The following is a 22212-nucleotide window of genomic DNA, read 5'->3' on the forward strand; positions in this document are numbered from 1 at the left end:
CGCGTTAAAGGGAGCTTTAAATACCCTTTAGATAAGGTCTTTAAAGACCCTTTGAGAACACCTTTAAAACTCTTTGAAAAAAAATGAATTGGTACAAAACCTAGTGGCAAAATATACAAAACCTGCTGGCAAGCTACAACAAAACCCGCTGGCAAGCTACAAGCTCCACGCAAGAACGAATAAATACAAAATCCAATGGAGCGGGCGATGGGATTCGAACCCACGACCCCAACCTTGGCAAGGTTGTGCTCTACCCCTGAGCTACACCCGCTTACCGATTCGATATATATCTTGCCTGTATGGCGTAGGCTTTTACGAATTGCAACAAAAAAATATCATTTTAGTTTGATTTATTTTATCCATGTTTTAATAAAATGAAATAAAGATTGATTTTATAAAATTCTTCAGTAATAGATTATTCCTTTTTTAATTTTGCATAGAGAGGGGTGGAGTATAATGTTGAAGAGAATAAATATATTAGGGATTATCATTGCAACTGTTTTTATGATGAACAGTGTTGCAAAAGCGGATGACCAAGTTAAACACGTTAAAGTTGCGCTAACACAAATTATGGTCCATCCTGCTGCGGATGCCGTTCGTAAAGGTGTGGAAGATGTTCTTGCAGAAAATGGTTATAAGAAAGGTAAAAATTTTCAACTCACCTTTTTATCAGCGCAAGGCAATATTTCAACAGCAACGCAAATTGCACGTAAATTTGTTGGTGATAAACCTGATGTTATTGTAGCGATTACCACGCCTTCAGCACAAACAATGCTTGCGGTAACAAAAACAATTCCTATCGTCTTTGCGGCGATTTCTGATCCTATCGGAGCTAAAATTGTTTCTTCGCTTACCAGACCTGGCGGTAATATGACGGGGAGTTCTGATCGTATAGATGTTGCAGAAAGTGTTAAACTTTTACAAGAAGTAAAACCAGATTTGAAAAAAATTGGTTATCTTTATAATGCTTCTGAAGCAAATTCTGTTTCAACACTTAAGGTGTTAAAGGATGTGGCAAAAAAAGTTGGAATTGAAATCATTCCTTCATCAGCACCAAAACCTTCAGATGTTCAGGCAGCAACACGGGCTTTAATCGGTAAGGTAGATATCATTTTTATTCCTGCTGATAATACGGTTCTTTCTGTTTTAGAGGGTGCAGTAAAGGTCACACAGGAAGCAAATGTTCCTGTATTTACTGTTGATGCTAATTCTATTGGACGCGGTCCTTTTATGACACAAGGTGTGAATTTCTATGATGTAGGGGTTGATGCTGGGAAGTTGGTTGTGCGTATTCTAAAGGGTGAAAAGCCTGGTGATATTGATGTTGTGCAGGCGGCTAGTAATGACATTCGAATTGATATGAAAGCAGCAGAAAAAGCGGGGATTGTTATTCCGCAGGCAGTTATTGATCGTGCGACAAAAGTGATTCAATGACTTTTATTGATAGGATGTTGATACAATAAAATACGTTAAGTTTTCATGGGGATTGTCTTTACATGAATATATTTGCGTTTTCTGGCGCTGTGGAATTAGGTCTTATTTATGCGTTTGTGGCTATAGGGGTTTATCTCTCTTTTCGCGTTTTGGACTTTCCTGATTTAACAGTTGATGGTTCATTTCTTCTTGGGTCTTGTGTCTGTGGAGTCTTGATTCTTTTAGGTTTTAATGCGTGGACAGCTATGGTGTGTGCTTTTTGTGCAGGTATGGTAGCTGGTTTATTAACAGCTATGTTGAATTTGCGTTTTGGTATTTTGAATCTTTTGGCTTCCATTTTAACAATGTCAGCGCTCTATACGGTTAATCTTCGTATTATGGGAATTATGGGAGGATCTAATGTTAATTTAGCGCTTGCTGATACAGCGTTAACGCCCTTTTATAATTTGTTTGGTTTGTCTGATATTTTTGTGCGTCCTCTTTTCATTGGTATTGTATTGCTAGTTGTGGCGTTTTTGATTTGGCGTTTTTTGGAAAGTGAAATAGGTCTTGCTATGCGTGCAATGGGAGCTAATCCACGGATGGCTACAGCTCAAGGGGTTCATACGTCAGCGTTAATTTATTTTGGTATGGGGCTTTCAAATGCGTGTGTTGCACTTGGTGGTTCTCTTTATATTCAAACTGCGATCGCAACGGATATTACCGGTGGAATTGGAACAATTATTTTTGGGTTGGCAGCTGTGATTATCGGTGAAACTTTATTTCCTACGCGTAAGATTTTTTGGATTATAATCAGCTGTATTATGGGGTCTGTACTTTATCGTGTGGCGGTGCAATTTGCATTTGAGGCAAATGGAATTGGTATTGATACGTCGACAGATCTTCAGTTGATTACTTCACTGTTGGTTATTTTAACCCTTATTGTGCCACGCTATTGGAGGAGGCGTAAACGTGATTGAGTTTTTTCATGTTGGGGTTACATTTAAACCGCAAACACCTTTGGAAAAACAGGCTTTAATTGATATTAACCTTAAAATTAATCAGGGTAGTTTTGTTACGGTTATCGGTTCAAATGGTGCTGGTAAATCAACTTTGCTTAGTGTTTTAGCAGGTGCAACGCTTCCCTCAACAGGAAAAGTGGTTATCAATGGGCAAAATGTTTCTAGGCAATCAATCAGTGAACGCGCTGGAAAGGTTGCTTGTGTTTTTCAAGATTCTTTAATAGGCAGTTGTGGTTCTTTAACAATTGAAGAAAATTTGGCTCTTGCTGCTCTTCGAGGAAATCGTCGTGGTTTGCGTTCGGCTTTAAATCATGAGAAACGGCAATTTTTTCGAGAGAAAATTGCTCAATTAGGCATTGGTCTTGAAGCATATATTCATAATCCTATGGACAGTTTATCAGGTGGGCAACGCCAAGCTGTTTGCCTTGTGATGGCAACATTAGCCCATGCGGATGTTTTATTGCTTGATGAACATACCTCAGCGCTTGATCCTGGAATGGCTGATTTTGTGATGCAGTTGACTGAAAAAATCGTTGAAGAGAAAAAGTTAACGACTATTATGGTGACTCATTCTATGCGTCAGGCTCTTGATTATGGCGATCGCACCTTGATGTTGCATGGTGGAAAAGTGATTTTGGATGTCTGTCATGAAGAGCGTAAGGGATTGAATGTCAATGATTTAATTGGCATGTTTCAGAAAGTTCGCGGGGAAGTTCTTGATGATGATGAACTGTTAATGGATTAATAATGTGGCTCAGAAAAAAGCACATGAAGTTGATCAGTTTTTAACGCGTTTTTCACGTGATTTTCCTATTGTTCTCATTTATGGGCCAGATCGTGGTCTTATTTGTGAGCGTGCACAATGTTTTGCAAAACTTACACAGGTAGCAATAGAAGATCCATTTTCGACAATTCGTTTGGATGCTGCTGAAATTGATAAAGATCCTGCACGTTTGGAAAATGAAGCGCGTACGTTATCGCTTTTTGGGGGAGATCGTTTGATATGGATCTCTAATGCTGCTAACCAAAAAGGTTTTCTGGCTGCCTTGAAACTTTTAATTGAAAAGCCACCAGAAGCCTGTTTTATTCTCATTGAATCAGGGGATTTGAAAAAAGGAACAGGGTTGCGCAATGCTGTTGAAACGGCATCAAAAGCAATTGCTTTGCCCTGTTTTGCGGATGATATGCGTTCTCTTGACGGTTTGATTGATGAGGTTTTAGGACAGTTTAAGAAGACTCTTTCTTTGGATGCACGTAGATGGTTGCATGAAAGTTTAGGGGTGGATCGCCTTGTATCACGAGGTGAATTAGAAAAGCTTTGTCTTTATGCTGCAAATGTTCATATTACTCTTGAAGATGTGAAAGCTGTTGTAAGCGATGTCAGTGCTCTTTCTCATGATGAAGTCATTGATGCTCTTTTATTGGGCGATATATCAGGGTTTGAAGTACATTTTAACCGACATGCAGCATTGCATGGAGCACTTTTTTTTATTTTGAGTACAGCACAAAGGCATTTTCAGCAATTACAGTTATTGCGTTATCAGGTAGAGGTTGAAGGAAAATCGCCTTTTACGGTAGTTTCTCAAGCACGGCCTCCCATTTTTTTTCAACGGAAAAAGACAGTTGAACAAGCTTTAAAATATTGGAAGTTAGAACAGATTTCCTATGCAATGGAAAGAATTCAGAGTGCTGTTCTAGACAGTCGTAAAAATCCACTTTTGGGTGAAGCTATCATTCGTCAAGTTTTGTTAGGGCTTACAATTATTGCACGACGCCAGATAGTAGCTTAACAGTTTAGAATTATGATGATTTTTTATTTTTACTACGGCAAAGAGGAATTTTCAGCAATTAAAACTGCTGTGTTATCGAGTAGAGGTTAGTTGTAGTTTTGAGGATGCGTTTGAAGAGCTTGAAAGTGTTATAGAAACTTTTCTTCAGAAAAATTATTTATCTTCGAAAAGCAGTTTTTACAGGGTTTTTATTATCTTGTTGTACCGTAAAACACTGTTGGTTCGTGATCTAGGGCTCAGGTAAGATTCTACGCATTCTGTATTTTTTGTGTGAGTATGTGTGAATATTGGGCTGACTCATAGAGTCTTAATGGGGTAACATCCCTTATGCTAAACAGAGCATTTCAAACAACAGAAGACACTTGTATGGTAAATTCATACGCTTTCTTAGAAAGATTTTTCAATGCGTGTCATATCTATTTCACGACGGAGTTTGTGAATGGTATAACGGTAAAGTTCTTCGTGAAGAATATAAAATCCATAGAGCATCTCTATCTTTATGCTTAACAAAAGTGCAAGCCAGAGCACCATCATATATTTGTTTAGTCTCTAATTTGCTACAGTTTTCATTATTTTTTGCTCACATGTCTTTTTGTGACGTGCAGACAAGAGATTTCAATTGATAAGAGGGTTTGTAATAGAAGAATTTTACAGTATTCGAAGTTATGATTCAAATTGAAAAACAATTATTATATATTAATTGAATCACCTAAAATAGTGAGCCAATGGAATCTTTTAGATAAAAAAATGAATTGTTTGCAGATCTGTATGAATTAAAAATCTTCGTGGGATGAGGAGAAAGTCAAAATAGATTATGATGAAAACGACAGCACCTATGAGGAAACTTTTATGTTTGATACAGAGATGATTATCTTAGCAATGAATGTATCTCATAAACAGAGCAAGCCATTGTTTATTATTAATAATTCATTATTTTTCATATTAAATCAATCAAAACGATGTCTATGGCACGTCATAAGGGGGGGTATGTGGATAAAAACTGTACAGGAAAGCACTAAAAATGCCTCTTATAAATGCTCTCAAATTCCACAGGTTTTCGCAACATTGTGGCGGTAGGCAAATATAATGATAGTGTTTTATTAAGTGTAAAGAGGGTCGTGCTTAATAGATTTATAGTTATAACATTTATGAACACTGTTGTGAGATAGGCTGGGGAGCGAGATGTCTTTTAAAAACAAACGCATGAATTTGTAATCCAAATCTATTTTGTTTAGGGCGTTCTATTTTACGTGAGGGTTATGACTCCATTAAAGGGATGTTTGGCGTTTTTGTTATCAAACTTTTTCTTTATTGAGAGGGCGTGTTTTTCTCATATTTGTTTGATTTATAGTATTAGGAATCGGGAGAGAAAAATGTTTTTAATAGTATCTTTTTGGATGGGTTGTTTTGCGTTGTTTTCAATATTCGCAAAACGTGTGCTGATGTTGTAGGTGGAGGCGAAATACGTTTTTATATAGGTCTAATGTACAAATTAATAAACATATCGGGATAATTGGGAAGAGTTGGTGTCTACTTACGCTTTTGAGGTGTTTTTTGTGAGTGAATTAGTGAGATAAAGTAAACTGATGAGATTTTATGTAGAGTCGTTATTATCTTAATTGAAAGTGCATTTATTATTTTGTTTTAGTGATGCGCTTTGATCAGTAATTAAGTAGGAGTTTTAGAGCATGATGTTAGATTTCTCGTCATTTATTTTTTATGTGTTTTCTAGGTAAAATGATCTGTTTTCAGCTTGCGCAGGTGATGATTGGTAAACTGCGTTATTCTTTATTCCCTAGTTGTCGTTTTTTAATGTTTTACGCATAACTCTTGAACAAAATGGACAGGAAAATTATGATTTTACAATTATCTTTATTGCCATTTGTAAAGAATCTTTGAAGGTGAAAGATGCCCCATATTCAGTTTGAAAAAATAGCACTCATTGGAATTGGTCTGATTGGGTCTTCTTTAGCGAGAGTGATTAAAAAGAAAAATCTTGCGGCTCAGATTTCTATTGCAACACGTCGTTCAGAAACCCTGAAAAGAGCGCGTGAATTGGAGCTTGGGGACTTTTATACGACAGATAATGCAAAAGCTGTTGAAGGCGCAGATTTGGTTATTCTTTCTGTTCCTGTTGGGGCTAGTGCAAAAGTAGCAAAAACCATTCGTGATCATTTAAAACCTGGAGCGATTGTGAGTGATGTTGGTTCTACGAAAGCGTTGGTTATTGCGGAAATGACACCTTTATTGCCAAAAACGGTTCATTTTATTCCAGGGCATCCAATTGCCGGAACGGAATATTCAGGACCGGATGCTGGTTTTGCTAATTTATTTATGAATCGTTGGTGTATTTTAACGCCTTTTGCTGAGAGTGATGCTGCTGCTGTCGCACAATTAACAGCGTTTTGGAAAGCTTGTGGTGCGCGTGTCGAAAAGATGGATCCTAAACATCATGATCTTGTTTTGGCTATTGTTTCTCATTTGCCGCATTTGATTGCGTATAATACTGTTGGGACAGCGAGTGATTTAGAAAAAGTAACAAATTCGGAAGTGATCGCTTATTCTGCTTCAGGTTTTCGTGATTTTACTCGTTTGGCATCTTCTGATCCCGTTATGTGGCGCGATATTTGTTTGCATAATAAGGATGCTATTTTAGAAATGTTGAGCTATTTTAGTGAGGGGCTTGCTTTTTTAGAACGGGCAATTCATTTAGGAGATGGTGAGACATTGTTTAACTTTTTTACACGTACGCGTGCTGTACGTCGCAATATTATTGATGCTGGACAGGAAATTGATGCTCCTGATTTTGGACGTCAGAGTGTTTCTAAAAAAGAGTGAGTGAAAGCAAGGGGGGTGTGTTGAATTTCGTTGATTCTTTCTAGAAATCGATAAGAAGTTTTTTCTCTATTCAGTCATAGATTGCAATAAAAAAGAGGGGCGATTGCTTCGATACAGATAACAATGACTTCAAAAGGTTTTATGTGTGCAAGATTATCGTGCTTAGCTCTCTATCGGGCATATGATGTACAGAAGAGGTTACTGATCTGTAGAAGAGACAAAAAATGAAGCCGTTGTAGAACTTCATATAGTGGGTTGTTGTTTTTGGTTTAGTATAAAGTCAGGCTTGACCGTATTGATTATTGCCCTTTATATTGCAACATTGGAAAATGTTTGTTTGTAGAGTTTTGATGATTTTTATAAAGCTTGAAATAGACTGAGGAAGAGTTTTACCAGAAAGTATTGAGATTTGATAAGAAATATCTTTTGGTATAGCTATCGTATCCTTGTTGATGCAGTAAGCCATTATTGGCGTGATAACGGGAGTGCTTTTGCAAGCCATGTCGCGCTCTCTGGGCTTTTAGCATTTTTCCCTTTTTTTATTTTTGGAACTTCTCTTGCCAGTTTTCTTGGTGCTTTTACATATACACCGCAAAAAATCAAAGCACTTGTGCAGTTATTACCAGATGTTATTGCAGAGCCTTTATCTCAGGAAATTATCAATGTTTTAACCATACAGCGGGGAGGAGTGTTAACAGTTTCTGTCATCGGAGCGGCTTATTTTGCCTCTAATGGGATAGAGGCGTTACGTACAGCTTTAAATAGAGCTTATCGTGTTGTTGATCGGCGTAGCTTGTTGTTTTGTCGTTTTCAAAGTTTGTTTTTTGTGATTCTTGGAGCTGTTGGTCTTGTTGTAATCAGCGTTTTGTTGATTTTAACACCTCTGCTGATCAAAATTATGCAAAATCATTCTTTTTTCATTACAGAATATATCGGTATCATTCGTCTATGGCGTTACATAATTGCAGCGGTTGTTCTTTTTGTAAGCCTTTTGATTGTTCATAAATGGCTACCAGCAGAGCGTCGGAAGTTTATAGATATTTTACCAGGAATTGTACTGACAATGTTTGTATGGTTTATGGCTTCAATTGCTTTTGCTCAATATTTAACAATGTTTGATTATATTTCTACCTATGCAGGGTTAGCATCTATTATGGTTGCTATTATTTTTCTTTACATATTGAGTGCAATTTTTATTTTGGGAGGAGAAATAAACGCGGCGATAATGTTTTATCGCAAGCATTTGCAACATTCAGATGAATGAAAGAACTTATTATTGCGTGAAAGCCAAGGTATGAATATCCCAATAAAGCCTGCTATCACTTTGTTGATTGATGCGGATGCTTGTCCTGTAAAAGATGAAGTTTATCGTGTGATGAATCGTTATCAGCTTAAGACATTTGTTGTGGCAAATCGTTTTTTGTCCCTTCCAGATGAAGCACTCATTGAAAGAGTGGTCGTTGCTGGTGAATTCAATTGTGCTGATGATTGGATCGTAGAACATGTGCATGAGGCAAGTATCGTTATTACCAGTGATATTCCTTTAGCAGCACGAGTTGTGCAAGCTGGGGGTTTTTGTCTTTCGCCAACGGGGCGAATTTTTGATGTAAATTCAATTGGTCAGGCTTTGGCGATACGCAATTTGATGGAAGATTTGCGTGGACAGGGCAGTATAACAGGTGGTCCCCGTCCTTTTTGTCGTAAAGACCGTTCTGCTTTTTTGTCAGCATTAGATCTCGTTATACAACGTTTAAAAAGACGCGGTTATTAAAGTTATAGCGCTTCTTTAATGACTGCTTTTATAAGTGCTTTGGCATCGTCATTGGCCCATGGAGCTGCACCATTGAAGGAAGCAATGAGATAACCCTCTTTATCGATAAGCAATGTAATGGGGAGTCCTAAAGCGAGCCCCTGTTTTCTGACATTGTTGAAAATATCCATTGTTTCATCGCGATAGTAAAGCAAATTATCCGCATGAATATTCTGTAAAAATTGCTGAATTTTTTCAGGAGAAGCAGTTTTATCGATATTAATAGCTATGACATCAAAGTTTTCTCCACCTAATTCACGTTTTAATTGCGCAAGTTCTGGCATTTCTGTGCGGCAAGGTGCACACCAAATAGCCCATAGATTGATCAGCATCGGTTTTCCAATAAATTCGTGGAGTGTGTGCTCTTTTCCTTGAATATTCTTGAAAGAGAGTTTATTCATATCTGAGGGCGTATCAGCAAATCGTATGTGACTAAAAAAGCCTTTTGCTGCTTTTCGGATCGCCATCATTTTTTCTGCTCGTGTTTTATCAGTGTTTATTTTTTGTGCTTTTGCTGCTGAAATGAAATTGAAGAGGAAAGACTCTCTTTTGTTATCGTAGTTTATGGTTGCGTATAAACTCAATGCAATGATAAAGAATGCAAGGGAGAATTGCCTTTTTTTATTGTTTTTTTCGCTGATGAAAATTTGAGAAATCATAATTTTGTCCTTTGTATGGGTGTTTTCAGAATATGACAGATGAGAAGTTAAAGAACCAAATGTGGGATGGTCGGTTTGCGGCAGGTCCTTCTGCAATTATAGAAGAAATTAATGCCTCAATTGATTTTGATCAAAAACTTTATCGACAAGATATTGAAGGTTCTCTTTCTCATGCAGCTATGTTAGCGCAAACGAAAATCATTTCACAATCAGATTATGAAAAAATTGTTCATGATTTGAAACTTATTCGCCAAGAAATTGAAGACGGTAAATTTGTTTTTTCACGAAAGTTTAAAGATATTCATATGAATATTGAAGCGCGGCTGAGCGAATTGATTGGTCCTGTAGCAGGGTGTTTGCATACGGTGCGCTCACGCAATGATCAAGTTGCTGTTGATTTTCGCTTGTGGGTACGTGAAGCAACGCACAAGATAGCACAAGCTTTAAAAGGATTGATAGAGCAATTGCTTATTCGAGCAAAACAACATGTTGATACCTTTATGCTAGGCTTTACGCATTTACAATTGGCTCAACCCGTAACATTGGGTCATTATATGATGGCTTATGTTGAAATGTTTGGTCGAGATTTATCGCTGATGCGTGATGCTCTTGAGCGCATGAATGAATCACCTTTAGGGGCGACTGCTTTGGCAGGGACAGGCTTTCCAATTGATCGCTTTATGACAGCAAAAGCGTTAGGTTTTCGAGAACTAATACACAATTCAATTAGTCGTGTTTCGGATCGTGATTTTGCCTCAGAATTTTTAAGCGCTGGCGCTTTTTGTGCAACGCATCTTTCACGTTTAGCAGAAGAAATCGTCCTTTGGTCAAGTGCGCAATTTTATTTTATTCGTTTATCTGATGCCTTTTCAACAGGGTTCTCTATTATGCCACAAAAGAGAAATCCTGACGCTGCTGAACTTGTGCGGGCTAAAGTGGGACGGTTGAATGGCGCATTGATAGGGATGTTAACGGTGATGAAAGGGGGTTACCCTTGCTTATTCGAAGGATATGCAAGAAGATAAAGAATATGTGTTTGATGGGGCTTTGAGTTTGGAATTATCACTAGCAGCAATGACAGGGATGATTGCTGATTTGAAAGTTAATAAAGAAGTTATGAAACAAGCAGCGGATTTAGGGTATGCAACAGCTACAGATTTTGCTAATTGGCTGGTACGGGAATCAGGGATTCCTTTTCGCGAAGCACATCACATTACAGGGTGTGCTGTGGTATTGGCAGAAAAAAACAGTGTCGCCTTCAGGATTTATCATTAGATGAACTTCAAGCAATTTGTTCTGATATCAATGCGACACTTTTTGATGTTTTGTCTGTTGAAAAATCTGTTGAAAGTCGCAAAAGCTTTGGGGGAATGGCACCTGCAGAGGTTTTTCGGCAAATTGCGTATTGGAAAAAGCGTCTCGTGAGCGCTTGAGTGATTGTATTTTAAAGGTAAAAAAGAGATCGAGATGAAGAAAGAGGACAGATGAAAATTATATTAAAGGGGTTGATGATTGTCCTTTTAGGAGGCGTTTGTGTTGTTGGGTGTGGGCGTAAAGGGTCATTGGAAATGCCTCTTACAAGTGTGGAAAAGTCTGTGCAAGGAGCATCTGTTGCTCAAAGTGAAGATGATAAACCTTTTATTTTTGATCGTCTGATAAAGTAGGAGGAAAGTGTGGATTTTTTCCTCTACCAACAAGGTATGCTTCATGCTGAGGGTTGTTCACTTGCTGCTCTTGCGCAGGAGGTGGGGACTCCTTTTTATTGTTATTCTGCCAATGCATTGGTTACACATTTTAAAGACTATAAAAAGGCATTTCAAGGGATGCCTAGTCTGCTTGCTTATGCGGTTAAAGCCAATTCTAATCAAGCAGTTTTACGGCTTTTATCGATAAATGGGGCGGGAGCTGATGTGGTTTCAGAAGGTGAATTACGGCGCGCCCTTGCTGTTGGTATTCCGGCGCATCGTATTGTTTATTCTGGTGTTGGTAAAACCATGAGAGAGATAGATTTTGCTCTTGCACAGGATATTTATTGTTTTAACGTTGAATCAGAGCCAGAACTTGAACAGTTATCGGCACGGGCTGTTGCGCTTTCAAAGATAGCGCGTGTTTCATTGCGCATTAATCCAGATGTTGATGCAAAGACCCATAAGAAAATTACAACAGGAAAATCTGAAAATAAATTTGGTATTCCCTTGTTGTTGGCAAGAGAGGCTTATAAAAAAGCGGACTCTTTACCTGGATTGCAGGTTTGCGGTATCGATATGCATATTGGCAGTCAGATTTGTGATTTAAAGCCATTTGAAGAGGCATTCCTTCTTATTGCAGATTGTGTGCGTCAATTGTGGAGCGATGGCTATGCAATAACGCATATAGATATTGGTGGCGGGCTTGGTATTGCCTATGGTTGTGAACAACATACTGTACCTTCTCCTTTTGATTATGCTGCGCTGGTAAAGAAATATATTGCTCCTTTAGGGATTAATATTGTTGTGGAGCCGGGGCGGAGCATTGTGGGTCAAGCTGGTGTACTGATGACATCTGTTCTCTATTTAAAAAAGGGACAAGGGCGGAATTTTGTTATTGTAGATGCGGCGATGAATGATCTGATGCGTCCAACGCTTTATGATGCTTGGCAGAATGTCGTCCTTGTGAAACAAGCAGCAAAAGACGCTCCCCTTATTTGTGCAGATATTGTTGGTTCTGTTTGTGAGACTGGCGATTATTTAGCATTAGATCGTTACTTGCCGATTTTGGCACCCGGTGATCTTTTAGCAATTACGCAAGCTGGAGCTTATGGTGCTGTGATGGCGAGTACTTATAATAGCCGACTTTTGGTTCCAGAAGTTCTCGTTCAAGATACGTGTTATGCGGTTATTCGTCCACGTCTTGATTATGCTCAATTGATGGGATGTGATCATATTCCTGATTGGGTTGAGCATTCTTAAGTGTTTTTGGTCTTATTTTTACTAAACTTTGATGAAACAATTTATTTTCTAGAAATTGTCTTGTATGGGGTTTATGATCTTAATGCACCACGATAAAAGGGGATAAATGCTTGTTTATGAAAAATAAAAACATCAAAGGCTTTGCAATAAAGCTTTTGTGTGTGCGCATTTTGATGTGGGGAATCCTTTCATTTGAACGGATGTGGGTACGGTTGTTGCCATTTTTCCTCGTTCTTAGTCTCTTGTGTTCGTTTAGCTGGTTGGGACTTTTTGGTATTTTGGGCTATTGGTCACATTTGCTCTTACTTGGGGTTATACTTGTTTGTGCTGGGGCCAGTTTATTTTTTCTTATTCGTTTTCGGTTTCCCACAATACGGGAAGTGAATTGCTGTCTTGAACGCGTCAATGATCTTAGACACCAGCCTTTGAATATTCAGACAGATCGTTTATGTTCTGAAAATGATGAAGATTTTAGTTCTGTTATTTGGCGTGAACATCAACGCCGAATGGCAAAACAATTATACCATTTAAAAACAGGATTTATCTCTCTTAATAGTGCGGATTATGATCCTTTGGCTTTGAGGGCTTTGTGTGTTCTTCTTTTTGTGTGCGCTTTTAGTTTTTCTTTTGGTTCACAAGGGGGACGTTTGGCTGATGCCTTTGATTTTCGTCCTGTTGTTGATGAAAAATTCATGCGGATTGATGCTTGGGTAACACCCCCTGCTTATACCGGTATGGCACCGATTTATTTGACAAAAGATGAGAAAACACAACTAGAAATCCCTGAAGGGAGTAATGTTGTTGTGCGTGTTGTCAATGGGGCTGGCGTTACAGTAAAAGCAAAGTCTGTAGAAGATGGGAGGGAAGTTTCGTTTTCAGAGAAAACGGAACAAACAGCTTTGAATGATCCAATCGCTCATTTTGAAACACATTTGAAGCATTCAATGAATTTATTTGTATCATCACGTCGTAAAAAACAGCAATGGCATTTGCAGATGGTTAAGGACACTCTTCCGACAATTCATTGGCTGGAAAAACCAGGGAGGATTTTAACGGGATCGTTAGAGTTACGATATGTGGTGGATGATGATTATGGTGTGACAAAGGCTTTTGTTGAAATAGAGCCTTTTCTTCCTCAGAATAAAAGTGCTTCTTCTCTTTATAATGCTCCGGAAATAGAGCTTCTTCTTCCACGTGGTGGAAAGGGAAAAATGCGGATGGTGCAAGATATATCAGCGCATCCATGGGCGGGTTCGCAAGTCAAAATTACTTTGGTGGCAGAAGATGGTGCGGGGCAGAAAGGGCGTAGCAAAACTTTTGTTATGACATTACCGCAACACGTTTTTTCAAATCCTGTTGCGCGTGCGGTGAGTGAATTGCGTCGTTTATTAGCGCTTGATGCTTCTGCGAGAGAGCGTGTATTGGATATGCTTTCTTCTTTGCTTGTGCGTCCAGAAAAGGGTTTGCAAAATGCAATGCATTTTCTTGTTCTACAAAGTGCTTGGACAAGACTTTCTTTAGCACAAACAGAAGAGGATTTGTGTGGTGTGGTGGATTATTTATGGCAAATTGCTTTGGGTATTGAAGATAATCAGCTTGAATCCGTGCAAAAAAATTTAAAACAAGCACAAGCTGCTTTACGTGATGCACTGCGTTACGGTGCTTCAGCGGCAGAAATTGAACGGCTTATGGTAGATTTACGTCAAGCTATGGATGAATATATTCGTGCTTTGGCTAAAAAAGCACCAGATGGTCAAGTTTCTAAAAATTCTAAAAGCTCAAAAAGTCCTAATCTTTCTGAAGCTACATTACAAGAAAAGCTAAATTTAATTGAGGAAATGGCTAAAACAGGCTCTTCTTTAGCAGCTGAACAACTCTTGGCAGAAGTTGAACAGACGCTTGATCATTTGCATGTGCAAAAAGGCAATAAAAATGAGGGAGAAAAAAACCAATCTGTACAAATGAAAGAAAAGATGGACCAGCTTGGAGATTTAATGCGTCGTCAGCAAGAAATTCTCAATGAAACACATCAGTTAGAGATGGAACAAAAACGCGGAGAAAATGTGCCGGAAACACAAAAAAAGTCTTTAAAAAAACGACAAGCTGAATTGCAGTCTGAATTATCAACATTAGAAAAAGAATTATCAGAACAAGGATTTGAAACAGGGGGCGCATTGAAGAGGGCAGAAGAAAAAATGAATTCTGCGGAAAATGCTCTTGATAATGGAAATCATCAGGTATCTATACAAAATCAGTCTGACGCTTTGGAATCTTTGAGGCTAGGTGCACAAAATGTTTTAAAAAAAATGCGCGAAAGACTCAAAGAAACGGGAAATGATCAGAATGCTGATTCTGTTCCTAAAGATCCGTTAGGACGTCCACTTTCTTCAAAAACAGATGAAGAACAAGAAGGTAAGGCACTCCCACAAGAAAGTGATCAAATGCGTATGCGGCAGATTTTGGATGAAATTCGCAAACGTCTTGGTAAAGAGCATATTCCCGAAGAAGAAAAAAACTATCTTGAAAGATTGCTTCATTTTAATTAACCAATGTTGGCTTTTTTCTTAATTGATGTCAGAAACAGTGTATGAAGAACCTCTATGGGGTTCATCTCCAAGAAAATGCTTAAAGCGCTTGTAACGCAGTAATCATATTTCTGTACTGATTTTTTTGATCATTTAAGTTTAAAATATGAAATATTGAAATGTTCGCTATTGCGGAAAAAGAGCAGAAATCCATATAATCTGGATATATGAAAATCTGTAATGTTTGAAATTTGTTTCTACATGGTATGTTGAGTTGGATATCGTTACGCTGAAAGATTTTTATGCTTCTGCACTTGGGCTGCGTGTGCAAAAGACGCTGTGTGACCAATTGAATTTATGGTGGCCTGATCTTACAGATAAACGGATTATGGGGTTGGGTTATGCACTTCCTTATCTTTCTATATTGCGTGAACGTACCCAACAATGTTTTGCTTTTATGCCAGCTGCTCAGGGTGCTTCGCCTTGGCCCTGTGCTGAGCAAGTTGCTACAGCACTTGTTTTTGAAGAAGATTTGCCGCTTCCTGATGCGTCAGTTGATTGTATTTTATTGGTACATGCATTAGAGTATACAGAAAATTCATTTGAAACGTTGAATGAAATATGGCGTGTTTTAGCACCCAATGGCCACTTGATCGTTATTGTACCTAATCGCTCTGGCTTTTGGGCGCGCAATATTACTACGCCTTTTGGTTATGGCGAACCCTATAGTCGGCAACAAATTACTCGTTTGTTTGAAAAAACAAATTTTGTTTCTGGGCCAATACAAGAAATTGTGTATTATATGCCCTCTACGAGTTACGTTTCGCGGTTGTTTTCATTTTTTTATGAGCCATTTGCACGCTATCTTTTGCCTTATTTTGGTGGACTCTTAATGTGTCAGGCACAAAAACGTGTTTATCAAGGTTTGCTGGTACAGCGTCGTCAATCGCGACGCGTTTTTATTCCTGCTTTATCACCACAAATGCGAAATATTTTAATTTATAAAAATAATTAATTATTTTGCCATTGGCATAAGAACCGCAAATATAGAAGGATTCTCTTATTTCAATTTTTTTGCACATTATATGGGGAATTGGCTTGTGCATAAAAAATCTCAAGTATCTATATACCGAACCATATTTCATGAATAGTGGAAATATGTTAAGAGAGAAAAAATGCTGGTATTTTCGTAAGTGTAAAAATAGCGGAGTCCAAGGGATCTTGTATAATATGGTTCATGGTGGTTAAAAACTGTAAAAGGAAGGATTAAAATGCTTCTTATGAACCATCTCAAGTGTCAAGGATTTGTCTGAAGCATCGGGATCTAACAAAGTGTCTGGCTTGTTGTTTTATAAGCGTAAAGATGGTGGTGTTCAGTGAGCTTTACCGTTAGGATAAACATTTAGCATTATATCATTAATTATACAACCTCTTAAGAGGAGATAAAATCATAAAGGATGAAGGAAAACTATAAAGATAAAAAACATCTCTCAATTTAGGCTAGTGAATGTGAGATAAAGCAGTGCGTGGAGCGGTATTTTTGAAAAAAATAATCATAAATATCACTTATCATAAAGATGATAGTTATGATCAAGAATGTTGCTAAAAGATATCACGATTATTTATATGCGGAACATATTAAAAATTTTAGAGAGAACAAAAGCATGTGAAGCAGAAGTTACCAACTATATCGTGAGGTTTGAAAGCACTTCTGTTTCTGGTTCTCATGTTGGAATATTTCGTTTTTTATTCATAATGTTATATCTCTTGTCATAAGAGTAAAGATAAGGGTAAGTTCTATGTAATAGCATTCGAATTATATGTGAAGGTTTTTTCATCTCGTTTTTGTTTTCATTTAGGATATTAAAATTATTTTTGAAACAGTAAATCTCGAATTAAAGATTTAAACGATAACCATTTTGATCTGTTATGAGAATTTGTGTATTGGAGGGATCTTTTTCGATTTTTTGTCGCAAACGATAGATATGGGTTTCTAAAGTATGGGTAACAATATTTTCATTATAACCCCAAACTTGTTCTAACAATGTTTCACGGCTGACAATTTTATCATTGGCATAATAGAGACATTTAAGAATCGCTGCTTCTTTTTCTGTGAGACAGATTTTATTGTTGCATTGATCAAGAAGAAGTTTTTGTCTTAGTTTAAAAATATAGGGGCCAATATGAAAGGTTGCGTCTTCATTTTGTTCATATTGGCGCAACTGTGCTCGAATTCTTGCTAATAACACCGCAAAGCGAAAGGGTTTTGTCACATAATCATTGGCGCCTGTTTCAAGATCTAAAATATTGTCGCAGTCTGTATCATAATTCGTTATCATGATAATGGGGGCACGAAATCTTTGGGTGCGTAATTGTTTTACGGCTTTGCAACCATCAAGATCAGGAAGTTTGAATCCCAAAATAGCGAGATCAATATTTTCTTCTTGGATTATTTTCATTCCCGCTTCTGCTGTTTTTGCTTGGAAAATTTCAAACTCTTGATGCATTTGCAATTGTTCTACTAAAATGGGGCGTAGATCATCGTCTTCAACAATTAAAAGAGTATAGTGGTTCATGTTTTTCCTTATAGGCATGTTGATGCACTGATTGGTAAAGAGTAGTTTCATGAAAAATGAGCTTTCATGCAAGAAAAATTAAAAGAGGAAAATTAAAAAAGAGCGTTTCTAAAAAATAAACTTTTATAATTTCTATGGTTGCTTGCCGAAAAGAAGGTATTTCCGTTTGCAGAGTATTTTACGTATTGGTTGGAAGCGTTTTTTATGCTCTAGAACGTGTTTTAGCCATTGAGTGTCATCATCTTTACGCTTATGGAGAAACAAGCCGGCACTATCATACACTTTGCCAGCTCGTGGGTGTTGCGGACAGTCCTTGGCACTTGAGACGATTCATAAGAGGAATTTTAAGTCCTTTCTTTCACGTTTTTATCCATACGGGATTTTTCCTGCTTGTAATGTCCAAGCAAATAGCTTTGATTGATTCAATATAAACAGGTTGGGAATGAGAGAATCCTGCGGTATGAGAGGCTCTCATCCAACATGCAAAACAATGAACACCCAATATGATGTGTTTTTTAAGCGTGAAGAGACCCATGAAACACCTAACACATATGTACTGTTTAGGAGAATTTCACGGTCATTTTTCTTGTTTTTTATCCACGCTCAGCTTTGTTTTTTCGTTGCATTTGTGTGGAAGGAGGCTGTGTGTGATATTCGTGGTGTTGCTTATTACAATCGTTGAGTAAGCCTTGCCTTTAGCAATGCCGAAAAGATGCATCATAAAGAGGTTTTTTGTGCAATTTTGGAGGAAACTGTATTGTGAAAGAGTGCAGGATAAAAAATGACAAAGAAAAATATCATATTTATGTATTTAGCATGAGAATACCTCAACAGCAGGATGTGTTGTGCTTGTTCTTTTGCGCTGTGAAGCATCTTTTTATATGAGTTAATGTATAAAAATTATTGTTTTAAGATAAAAGCATTTCCCTTTTAAGGTTGCCCATCAAACAGACTTCTTTCCATTCATCTTCTGTCACGGGTTGCACTGATAAGCGGCTGGCATTGACCAGCACCATATTTGCTAGTTTGGGATTGGCTTTAATTTGTTTTAATGAAACAGGTGTTGGCATGTCACAAAGTGCACGGATATCCACACATTCCCAGCGTGGATCAGAGCTTGTAGAATCAGGGTGTGCTTCAGCACATATTTCTACAATGCCTACAATTTCTAAACCTTTATTTGAGTGATAAAAAAAACCTTTATCGCCATATTTCATGACGCGCATATTATTACGGGCTTGATAATTGCGTACACCATCCCATTGTTCGCCATCAGCTCCTTTTTTCTTTTGCATCTCCCATGACCATTTATAGGGTTCAGATTTAAAAAGCCAATAAGCCATGAGTGCTCCTTTTTCATAGACTGTTATGCATTCATCATATGTATTTTTATAAGCATCTTTGTAACACCATCAATGATGATTTTTAAAATGGGGTAAAGAACGGGCATTATCTTTTTTTTCTTGTTTCAAAATAACGTGTGGTAGAGAAACGCAATCTATTGATATTTCATGTTGTATAAAGGTATTTTGTTCTTTTCTTATTTTTTCAGCTATGGTTTGAAATGCGGTCACTATAAGAGTTTGTTGGAGAAAATTAAGAAAATTGATTCTAAAAAGCTTTAAGATTACAATGGCAATGAAACGAATAGATGATCAAAGATGATGAGGTCAAAGAATGGCATTCATATCTATGAATCGTGGGAGAGAGTAGATCTTATTATGCCGTAAAATACCATCATTTGAAGTGTAGTGATATAAAGTAGTTTTTTGAAACATGAAGTTTTTTAGAATGTGTAGTGACGGTTTAGGTTTGTGTATCGAACTTTGGGTTAAGTGAATTGTGTGAGTGGGAAGCAGGTGGAATCCGCTTGATAGAAAATTCAGACTATCTACAGACCGGATTGAGTAGAAATATTCGTTCTTTAAGATGTGTGTGTGGGACGTTAATTTTATTATGCTTTTGTTCCACGGCGTCCCATCCCGATCAAGGGCGTGGCTTTTTCATCTAATGGCCAGCGTGAGCGGGGTGCAATGTCAAAAGAGCTTGTTTCTCCTCGTGCGAGTTTTTGTGCACCGGCAAAAGCAATCATTGCAGCATTATCGGTACACAAGGAAAGAGGAGGGGCTATAAATTCAAAACCATGTTGATGGGCAAGTTCTTGCAACGTAGAGCGAATGGCTTGGTTTGCGGCAACACCGCCTGCGACAACCAAAGCAGGAGAACGCTTTTCTTGATCATGAGAGAGAGGATATTGGTGGGTAAAGTGTTGTAGGGCTAGGTGAATACGATCATATACTGTATCAGTCACGGCGGCTTGAAAACTTGCGGCAATGTCAGCAATATCATTTTCTGTAAGAGGAGCTATGGCTGTTGCGGCTTGTCGAACAGCAGTTTTGAGTCCTGAAAAAGAAAAATCTAACCGTTTTTCACCTTTTAAAGGTCGTGGAAGGGGGATGCGATTTTTATCACCAAATAAAGCTGCTTTTTCAAGTGCTGGTCCACCAGGATAAGGAAGACCTAAAAGTTTTGCAGTTTTATCAAAGGCTTCTCCTAATGCATCATCAATGGTGGTTCCTAAACGTTGGTAGTTGCCTACTCCATGAACAATGATTGTTTGTGTATGCCCCCCTGAAACTAAAAGTAATAAATAAGGAAAGCTGACGTTGTGCGTTAACACAGCTGTTAAAGCATGTCCCTCTAAGTGATTTACTGCAATAAATGGTTTACCAGTGGCAAGAGAAAGTGCTTTTGCGCTCATAACGCCTACCAACAATCCTCCTATCAAACCAGGTCCACTGGTGGCTGCAATGCCATCAATATCTTTTAATTTTGTGTTTGCTTCTGTTAGTGCTTGTAGAATTAAATGATCAAGAACTTCAACATGGGCACGAGCAGCAATTTCAGGAACAACACCGCCGTAAGGTGCATGGTGATCAATTTGGCTCCAAACAACATTGGAAAGAATTCGGCTGTTTGATTCATTGTTATATTCAATGACAGCCGCTGCCGTTTCATCACAACTTGTTTCTATTCCCAGTAGATTCATTTTAAACAAAACCTTATATTGAAGCTTCTTTCCTGCGTGCGTACCATGAACAGAAAAAGATGCAAAGTATTTCTCTTAGAATTGATTTTTCTATGAAAAAATATGTGTTTTGGCATTTTCTTTGAATTTCATGATATTGTTGATTAAAAAATAAAGCTGTATTTTTGAGTATAAAATGCAAATGTGTTTTCAAAAACTTGTCTATTAAATTCTATAGTTGTAAATATTATTGGGAAAAATGAGATTTGGAAAATTTTTATAAAGTTATACTCTTTATAAAAAGAATGTAAAGCAAACGAAGATATTTGAGAAAAGCTTCATTTTTTAAAACTTTTTTCATTTTATTATTTTATTATTAAAAAAAGTGTGCACAAAAAGTGACAGAGATGGTCGATTCTTCAAAACCAAAAGTTAAACCACATTATGCTGGTACGCGCCGTAAGAAACCAGTTATTGAACATGAAGCTGTTCCTCATGATTCAGAGGAAAAAATCCACAATTCTGTAGAATCTCATGCGCGAGAAAAAGAGAATATGCAAGGTCAGGATAAAAGTAATTCTAATACAACTTGGCTTTTTTTGTCCCTTTCTGGGATTTTGGGGGGATTCATTGCTTTGGGAATTTTTATGGGGCTTCAATGGGCTGGTTTTTTTCCTTCTCCTTTTGTAGAAAATTCTGCTGGAGAGGAAAGAGCTTTGCAGATTGCTGAAGCCGCAAAAAGTCAAGGTGAAGACACAAAAGAACAATTGAGGCGGGTCCTTCAAGAAATCGATGCGTTAAAAACAGAGTTTTCTTCTTTTTCATCACAGCAGTTTAAAGCAATGAAAAACGATCAACTATCAAAAGAAGAAAGAAAAAAAGATTTTGCGATTTTAGAGGACAAAATAAAAGCCCTTGAAGAAACTGTACAAACTTTTTTTAGAGAGTCGAAAGAGATAGAGACGGCTTTGTCTGTCGGGCAGAGCAATGCAAATGATCTTGCTGCGTTAAAACAACAGTTAGAAGCTATACAGGAAGAAACTGCTGTTAAAAATAGTAAGAAAAGAGAAATAGATACCGCGCTCTTTACTGCGATTAGTTCATTAAAAAATGCTGTAGAGCGTGGTGGGTCTTATAATAATGAATTAAAGCTGTTACAGCAATTATCGCCTTCGATTGATGGACTTGATGTGTTGCAAAAAACAGCTACTGTGGGTCTTCCAAGTCCAGCACAACTTTCAGTTGATTTTGCTCATGTTGCCGATGCAATTGTTGGTACGCAAAATACTGTTGCGTCAGATGCTGGTTTTTTTGAGCGAATTTTAGCATGGATAAAAGGGCTCATTGTTTCACGACCGATTGGAAATGTTAAAGGGACAACGCTGGGGGCTATTGCGGCACGTATGGAAGTTGCCATTCAATCTGGTGATTACGAAAAGGCTTTGAGCGAATGGCAATCATTGCCCCAAAGTGCAAAAGATATTTCAATGGATTTTGTTAAGCAGCTTGAAAGACATATTGCTATTCAACAGTTGTTGCAGCAATTGTTATTGTCTGTGCAACAAGGATCTTTTAAGTCAACAAAGATGTAAATAGGACCAAG

17 protein-coding genes, 1 tRNA gene and 1 pseudogene are annotated in these 22212 nt (G+C 37.7%); 13 read left to right on the plus strand and 6 right to left on the minus strand.

Annotated elements, in window-relative coordinates:
* The coding region (locus ACFIJS_RS06455) for a hypothetical protein (protein WP_375650734.1) at positions 1-224 on the minus strand (224 nt) is incomplete at its 3' end.
* Positions 197-271, minus strand: a tRNA-Gly gene (locus ACFIJS_RS06460). The genes ACFIJS_RS06460 and ACFIJS_RS06455, both read right to left, overlap by 28 nt.
* A 185-nt stretch (positions 272-456) precedes the next feature.
* Between ACFIJS_RS06460 and ACFIJS_RS06465 the strand changes: the two genes are divergently transcribed.
* The 7 genes from ACFIJS_RS06465 (at position 457) to ACFIJS_RS06495 (ending at position 8834) form a co-directional block, all read left to right on the plus strand.
* Positions 457-1434, plus strand: a complete 978-nt coding sequence (locus ACFIJS_RS06465) for an ABC transporter substrate-binding protein (protein WP_375650736.1) — start codon at positions 457-459, stop codon at positions 1432-1434.
* 62 nt (positions 1435-1496) lie between these two features.
* A complete protein-coding gene (locus ACFIJS_RS06470) occupies positions 1497-2393 on the plus strand; it encodes an ABC transporter permease (RefSeq protein WP_375650737.1) in 897 nt (298 codons plus the stop codon).
* The gene (locus ACFIJS_RS06475) at positions 2386-3180 is read left to right on the plus strand and encodes an ABC transporter ATP-binding protein (RefSeq protein WP_375650739.1); all 795 of its coding nucleotides are present in this window, start codon (positions 2386-2388) and stop codon (positions 3178-3180) included. The genes ACFIJS_RS06470 and ACFIJS_RS06475 overlap by 8 nt, the downstream gene beginning before the upstream one ends.
* A gap of 4 nt (positions 3181-3184) precedes the next feature.
* Positions 3185-4225 (plus strand): DNA polymerase III subunit delta, encoded by a 1041-nt coding sequence (holA, locus tag ACFIJS_RS06480; protein ID WP_375650740.1) that lies wholly within the window; start codon positions 3185-3187, stop codon positions 4223-4225.
* Between the two features lie 1908 nt (positions 4226-6133).
* Positions 6134-7063, plus strand: coding sequence for a prephenate/arogenate dehydrogenase family protein (locus tag ACFIJS_RS06485; protein WP_375650742.1), 930 nt, complete (start codon positions 6134-6136; stop codon positions 7061-7063).
* 409 nt (positions 7064-7472) lie between these two features.
* On the plus strand, positions 7473-8327 hold the full coding sequence (locus ACFIJS_RS06490; RefSeq protein ID WP_375650743.1) for a YihY/virulence factor BrkB family protein: 855 nt from the start codon (positions 7473-7475) through the stop codon (positions 8325-8327).
* Positions 8328-8357: 30 nt separating this feature from the next.
* The gene (locus tag ACFIJS_RS06495) at positions 8358-8834 is read left to right on the plus strand and encodes a YaiI/YqxD family protein (RefSeq protein ID WP_375650792.1); all 477 of its coding nucleotides are present in this window, start codon (positions 8358-8360) and stop codon (positions 8832-8834) included.
* Between the two features lie 2 nt (positions 8835-8836).
* On the opposite strand, the gene ACFIJS_RS06500 is transcribed toward ACFIJS_RS06495, so the two are convergent.
* Positions 8837-9532, minus strand: coding sequence for a TlpA disulfide reductase family protein (locus ACFIJS_RS06500; protein ID WP_375650744.1), 696 nt, complete (start codon positions 9530-9532; stop codon positions 8837-8839).
* A 32-nt stretch (positions 9533-9564) separates the two neighbouring features.
* Between ACFIJS_RS06500 and argH the strand changes: the two are divergent.
* From argH to ACFIJS_RS06525, 5 genes and pseudogenes are all read left to right on the plus strand, one after another.
* Positions 9565-10965: pseudogene (gene argH / locus ACFIJS_RS06505) on the plus strand (argininosuccinate lyase).
* A 51-nt stretch (positions 10966-11016) separates the two neighbouring features.
* Positions 11017-11196 carry a lipoprotein gene (locus ACFIJS_RS06510; protein ID WP_375650746.1) on the plus strand — a complete coding sequence of 60 codons (180 nt, stop codon included), beginning with the start codon at positions 11017-11019 and terminating at the stop codon, positions 11194-11196.
* Between the two features lie 9 nt (positions 11197-11205).
* Positions 11206-12480 carry a diaminopimelate decarboxylase gene (gene lysA, locus ACFIJS_RS06515; protein WP_375650747.1) on the plus strand — a complete coding sequence of 425 codons (1275 nt, stop codon included), beginning with the start codon at positions 11206-11208 and terminating at the stop codon, positions 12478-12480.
* A 116-nt stretch (positions 12481-12596) separates the two neighbouring features.
* Positions 12597-15026 (plus strand): TIGR02302 family protein, encoded by a 2430-nt coding sequence (locus ACFIJS_RS06520; RefSeq protein ID WP_375650748.1) that lies wholly within the window; start codon positions 12597-12599, stop codon positions 15024-15026.
* A gap of 223 nt (positions 15027-15249) precedes the next feature.
* Positions 15250-16020: a class I SAM-dependent methyltransferase gene (locus tag ACFIJS_RS06525; RefSeq protein WP_375650750.1), complete on the plus strand. Its 771-nt coding sequence runs from the start codon at positions 15250-15252 to the stop codon at positions 16018-16020.
* 880 nt (positions 16021-16900) lie between these two features.
* Here ACFIJS_RS06525 and ACFIJS_RS06530 read toward each other — a convergent pair.
* The 3 genes from ACFIJS_RS06530 to tsaD all read right to left on the minus strand — a co-directional run bounded on the left by ACFIJS_RS06530 (position 16901) and on the right by tsaD (position 20630).
* Positions 16901-17581, minus strand: coding sequence for a response regulator transcription factor (locus ACFIJS_RS06530; RefSeq protein ID WP_375650751.1), 681 nt, complete (start codon positions 17579-17581; stop codon positions 16901-16903).
* Between the two features lie 908 nt (positions 17582-18489).
* The gene (locus ACFIJS_RS06535; protein ID WP_375650752.1) at positions 18490-18924 is read right to left on the minus strand and encodes an EVE domain-containing protein; all 435 of its coding nucleotides are present in this window, start codon (positions 18922-18924) and stop codon (positions 18490-18492) included.
* Between the two features lie 611 nt (positions 18925-19535).
* Positions 19536-20630 (minus strand): tRNA (adenosine(37)-N6)-threonylcarbamoyltransferase complex transferase subunit TsaD, encoded by a 1095-nt coding sequence (gene tsaD / locus ACFIJS_RS06540; protein WP_375650753.1) that lies wholly within the window; start codon positions 20628-20630, stop codon positions 19536-19538.
* Positions 20631-21016: 386 nt separating this feature from the next.
* Here tsaD and ACFIJS_RS06545 point away from each other — a divergent pair, with 386 nt between their 5' ends.
* Positions 21017-22201: a COG4223 family protein gene (locus ACFIJS_RS06545; RefSeq protein WP_375650755.1), complete on the plus strand. Its 1185-nt coding sequence runs from the start codon at positions 21017-21019 to the stop codon at positions 22199-22201.
* Positions 22202-22212: the final 11 nt, after the last annotated feature.

It is taken from the genome of Bartonella sp. OT172YNZD (genome assembly GCF_042193725.1).
Taxonomy (GTDB): domain Bacteria; phylum Pseudomonadota; class Alphaproteobacteria; order Rhizobiales; family Rhizobiaceae; genus Bartonella; species Bartonella grahamii_A.

What these genes read in the sequence shown, in the direction of transcription:
- ACFIJS_RS06485 (WP_375650742.1), top strand. Translation starts at nt 6,134, where the DNA reads ATGCCCCATATTCAGTTTGAAAAAATAGCACTCATTGGAATTGGTCTG.
- ACFIJS_RS06510 (WP_375650746.1), top strand. Translation starts at nt 11,017, where the DNA reads ATGAAAATTATATTAAAGGGGTTGATGATTGTCCTTTTAGGAGGCGTT.
- ACFIJS_RS06530 (WP_375650751.1), bottom strand. Translation starts at nt 17,581, where the DNA reads ATGAACCACTATACTCTTTTAATTGTTGAAGACGATGATCTACGCCCC.
- ACFIJS_RS06495 (WP_375650792.1), top strand. Translation starts at nt 8,358, where the DNA reads ATGAATATCCCAATAAAGCCTGCTATCACTTTGTTGATTGATGCGGAT.
- ACFIJS_RS06545 (WP_375650755.1), top strand. Translation starts at nt 21,017, where the DNA reads ATGGTCGATTCTTCAAAACCAAAAGTTAAACCACATTATGCTGGTACG.
- ACFIJS_RS06520 (WP_375650748.1), top strand. Translation starts at nt 12,597, where the DNA reads ATGAAAAATAAAAACATCAAAGGCTTTGCAATAAAGCTTTTGTGTGTG.
- ACFIJS_RS06535 (WP_375650752.1), bottom strand. Translation starts at nt 18,924, where the DNA reads ATGGCTTATTGGCTTTTTAAATCTGAACCCTATAAATGGTCATGGGAG.
- ACFIJS_RS06465 (WP_375650736.1), top strand. Translation starts at nt 457, where the DNA reads ATGTTGAAGAGAATAAATATATTAGGGATTATCATTGCAACTGTTTTT.
- ACFIJS_RS06470 (WP_375650737.1), top strand. Translation starts at nt 1,497, where the DNA reads ATGAATATATTTGCGTTTTCTGGCGCTGTGGAATTAGGTCTTATTTAT.
- ACFIJS_RS06500 (WP_375650744.1), bottom strand. Translation starts at nt 9,532, where the DNA reads ATGATTTCTCAAATTTTCATCAGCGAAAAAAACAATAAAAAAAGGCAA.
- tsaD (WP_375650753.1), bottom strand. Translation starts at nt 20,630, where the DNA reads ATGAATCTACTGGGAATAGAAACAAGTTGTGATGAAACGGCAGCGGCT.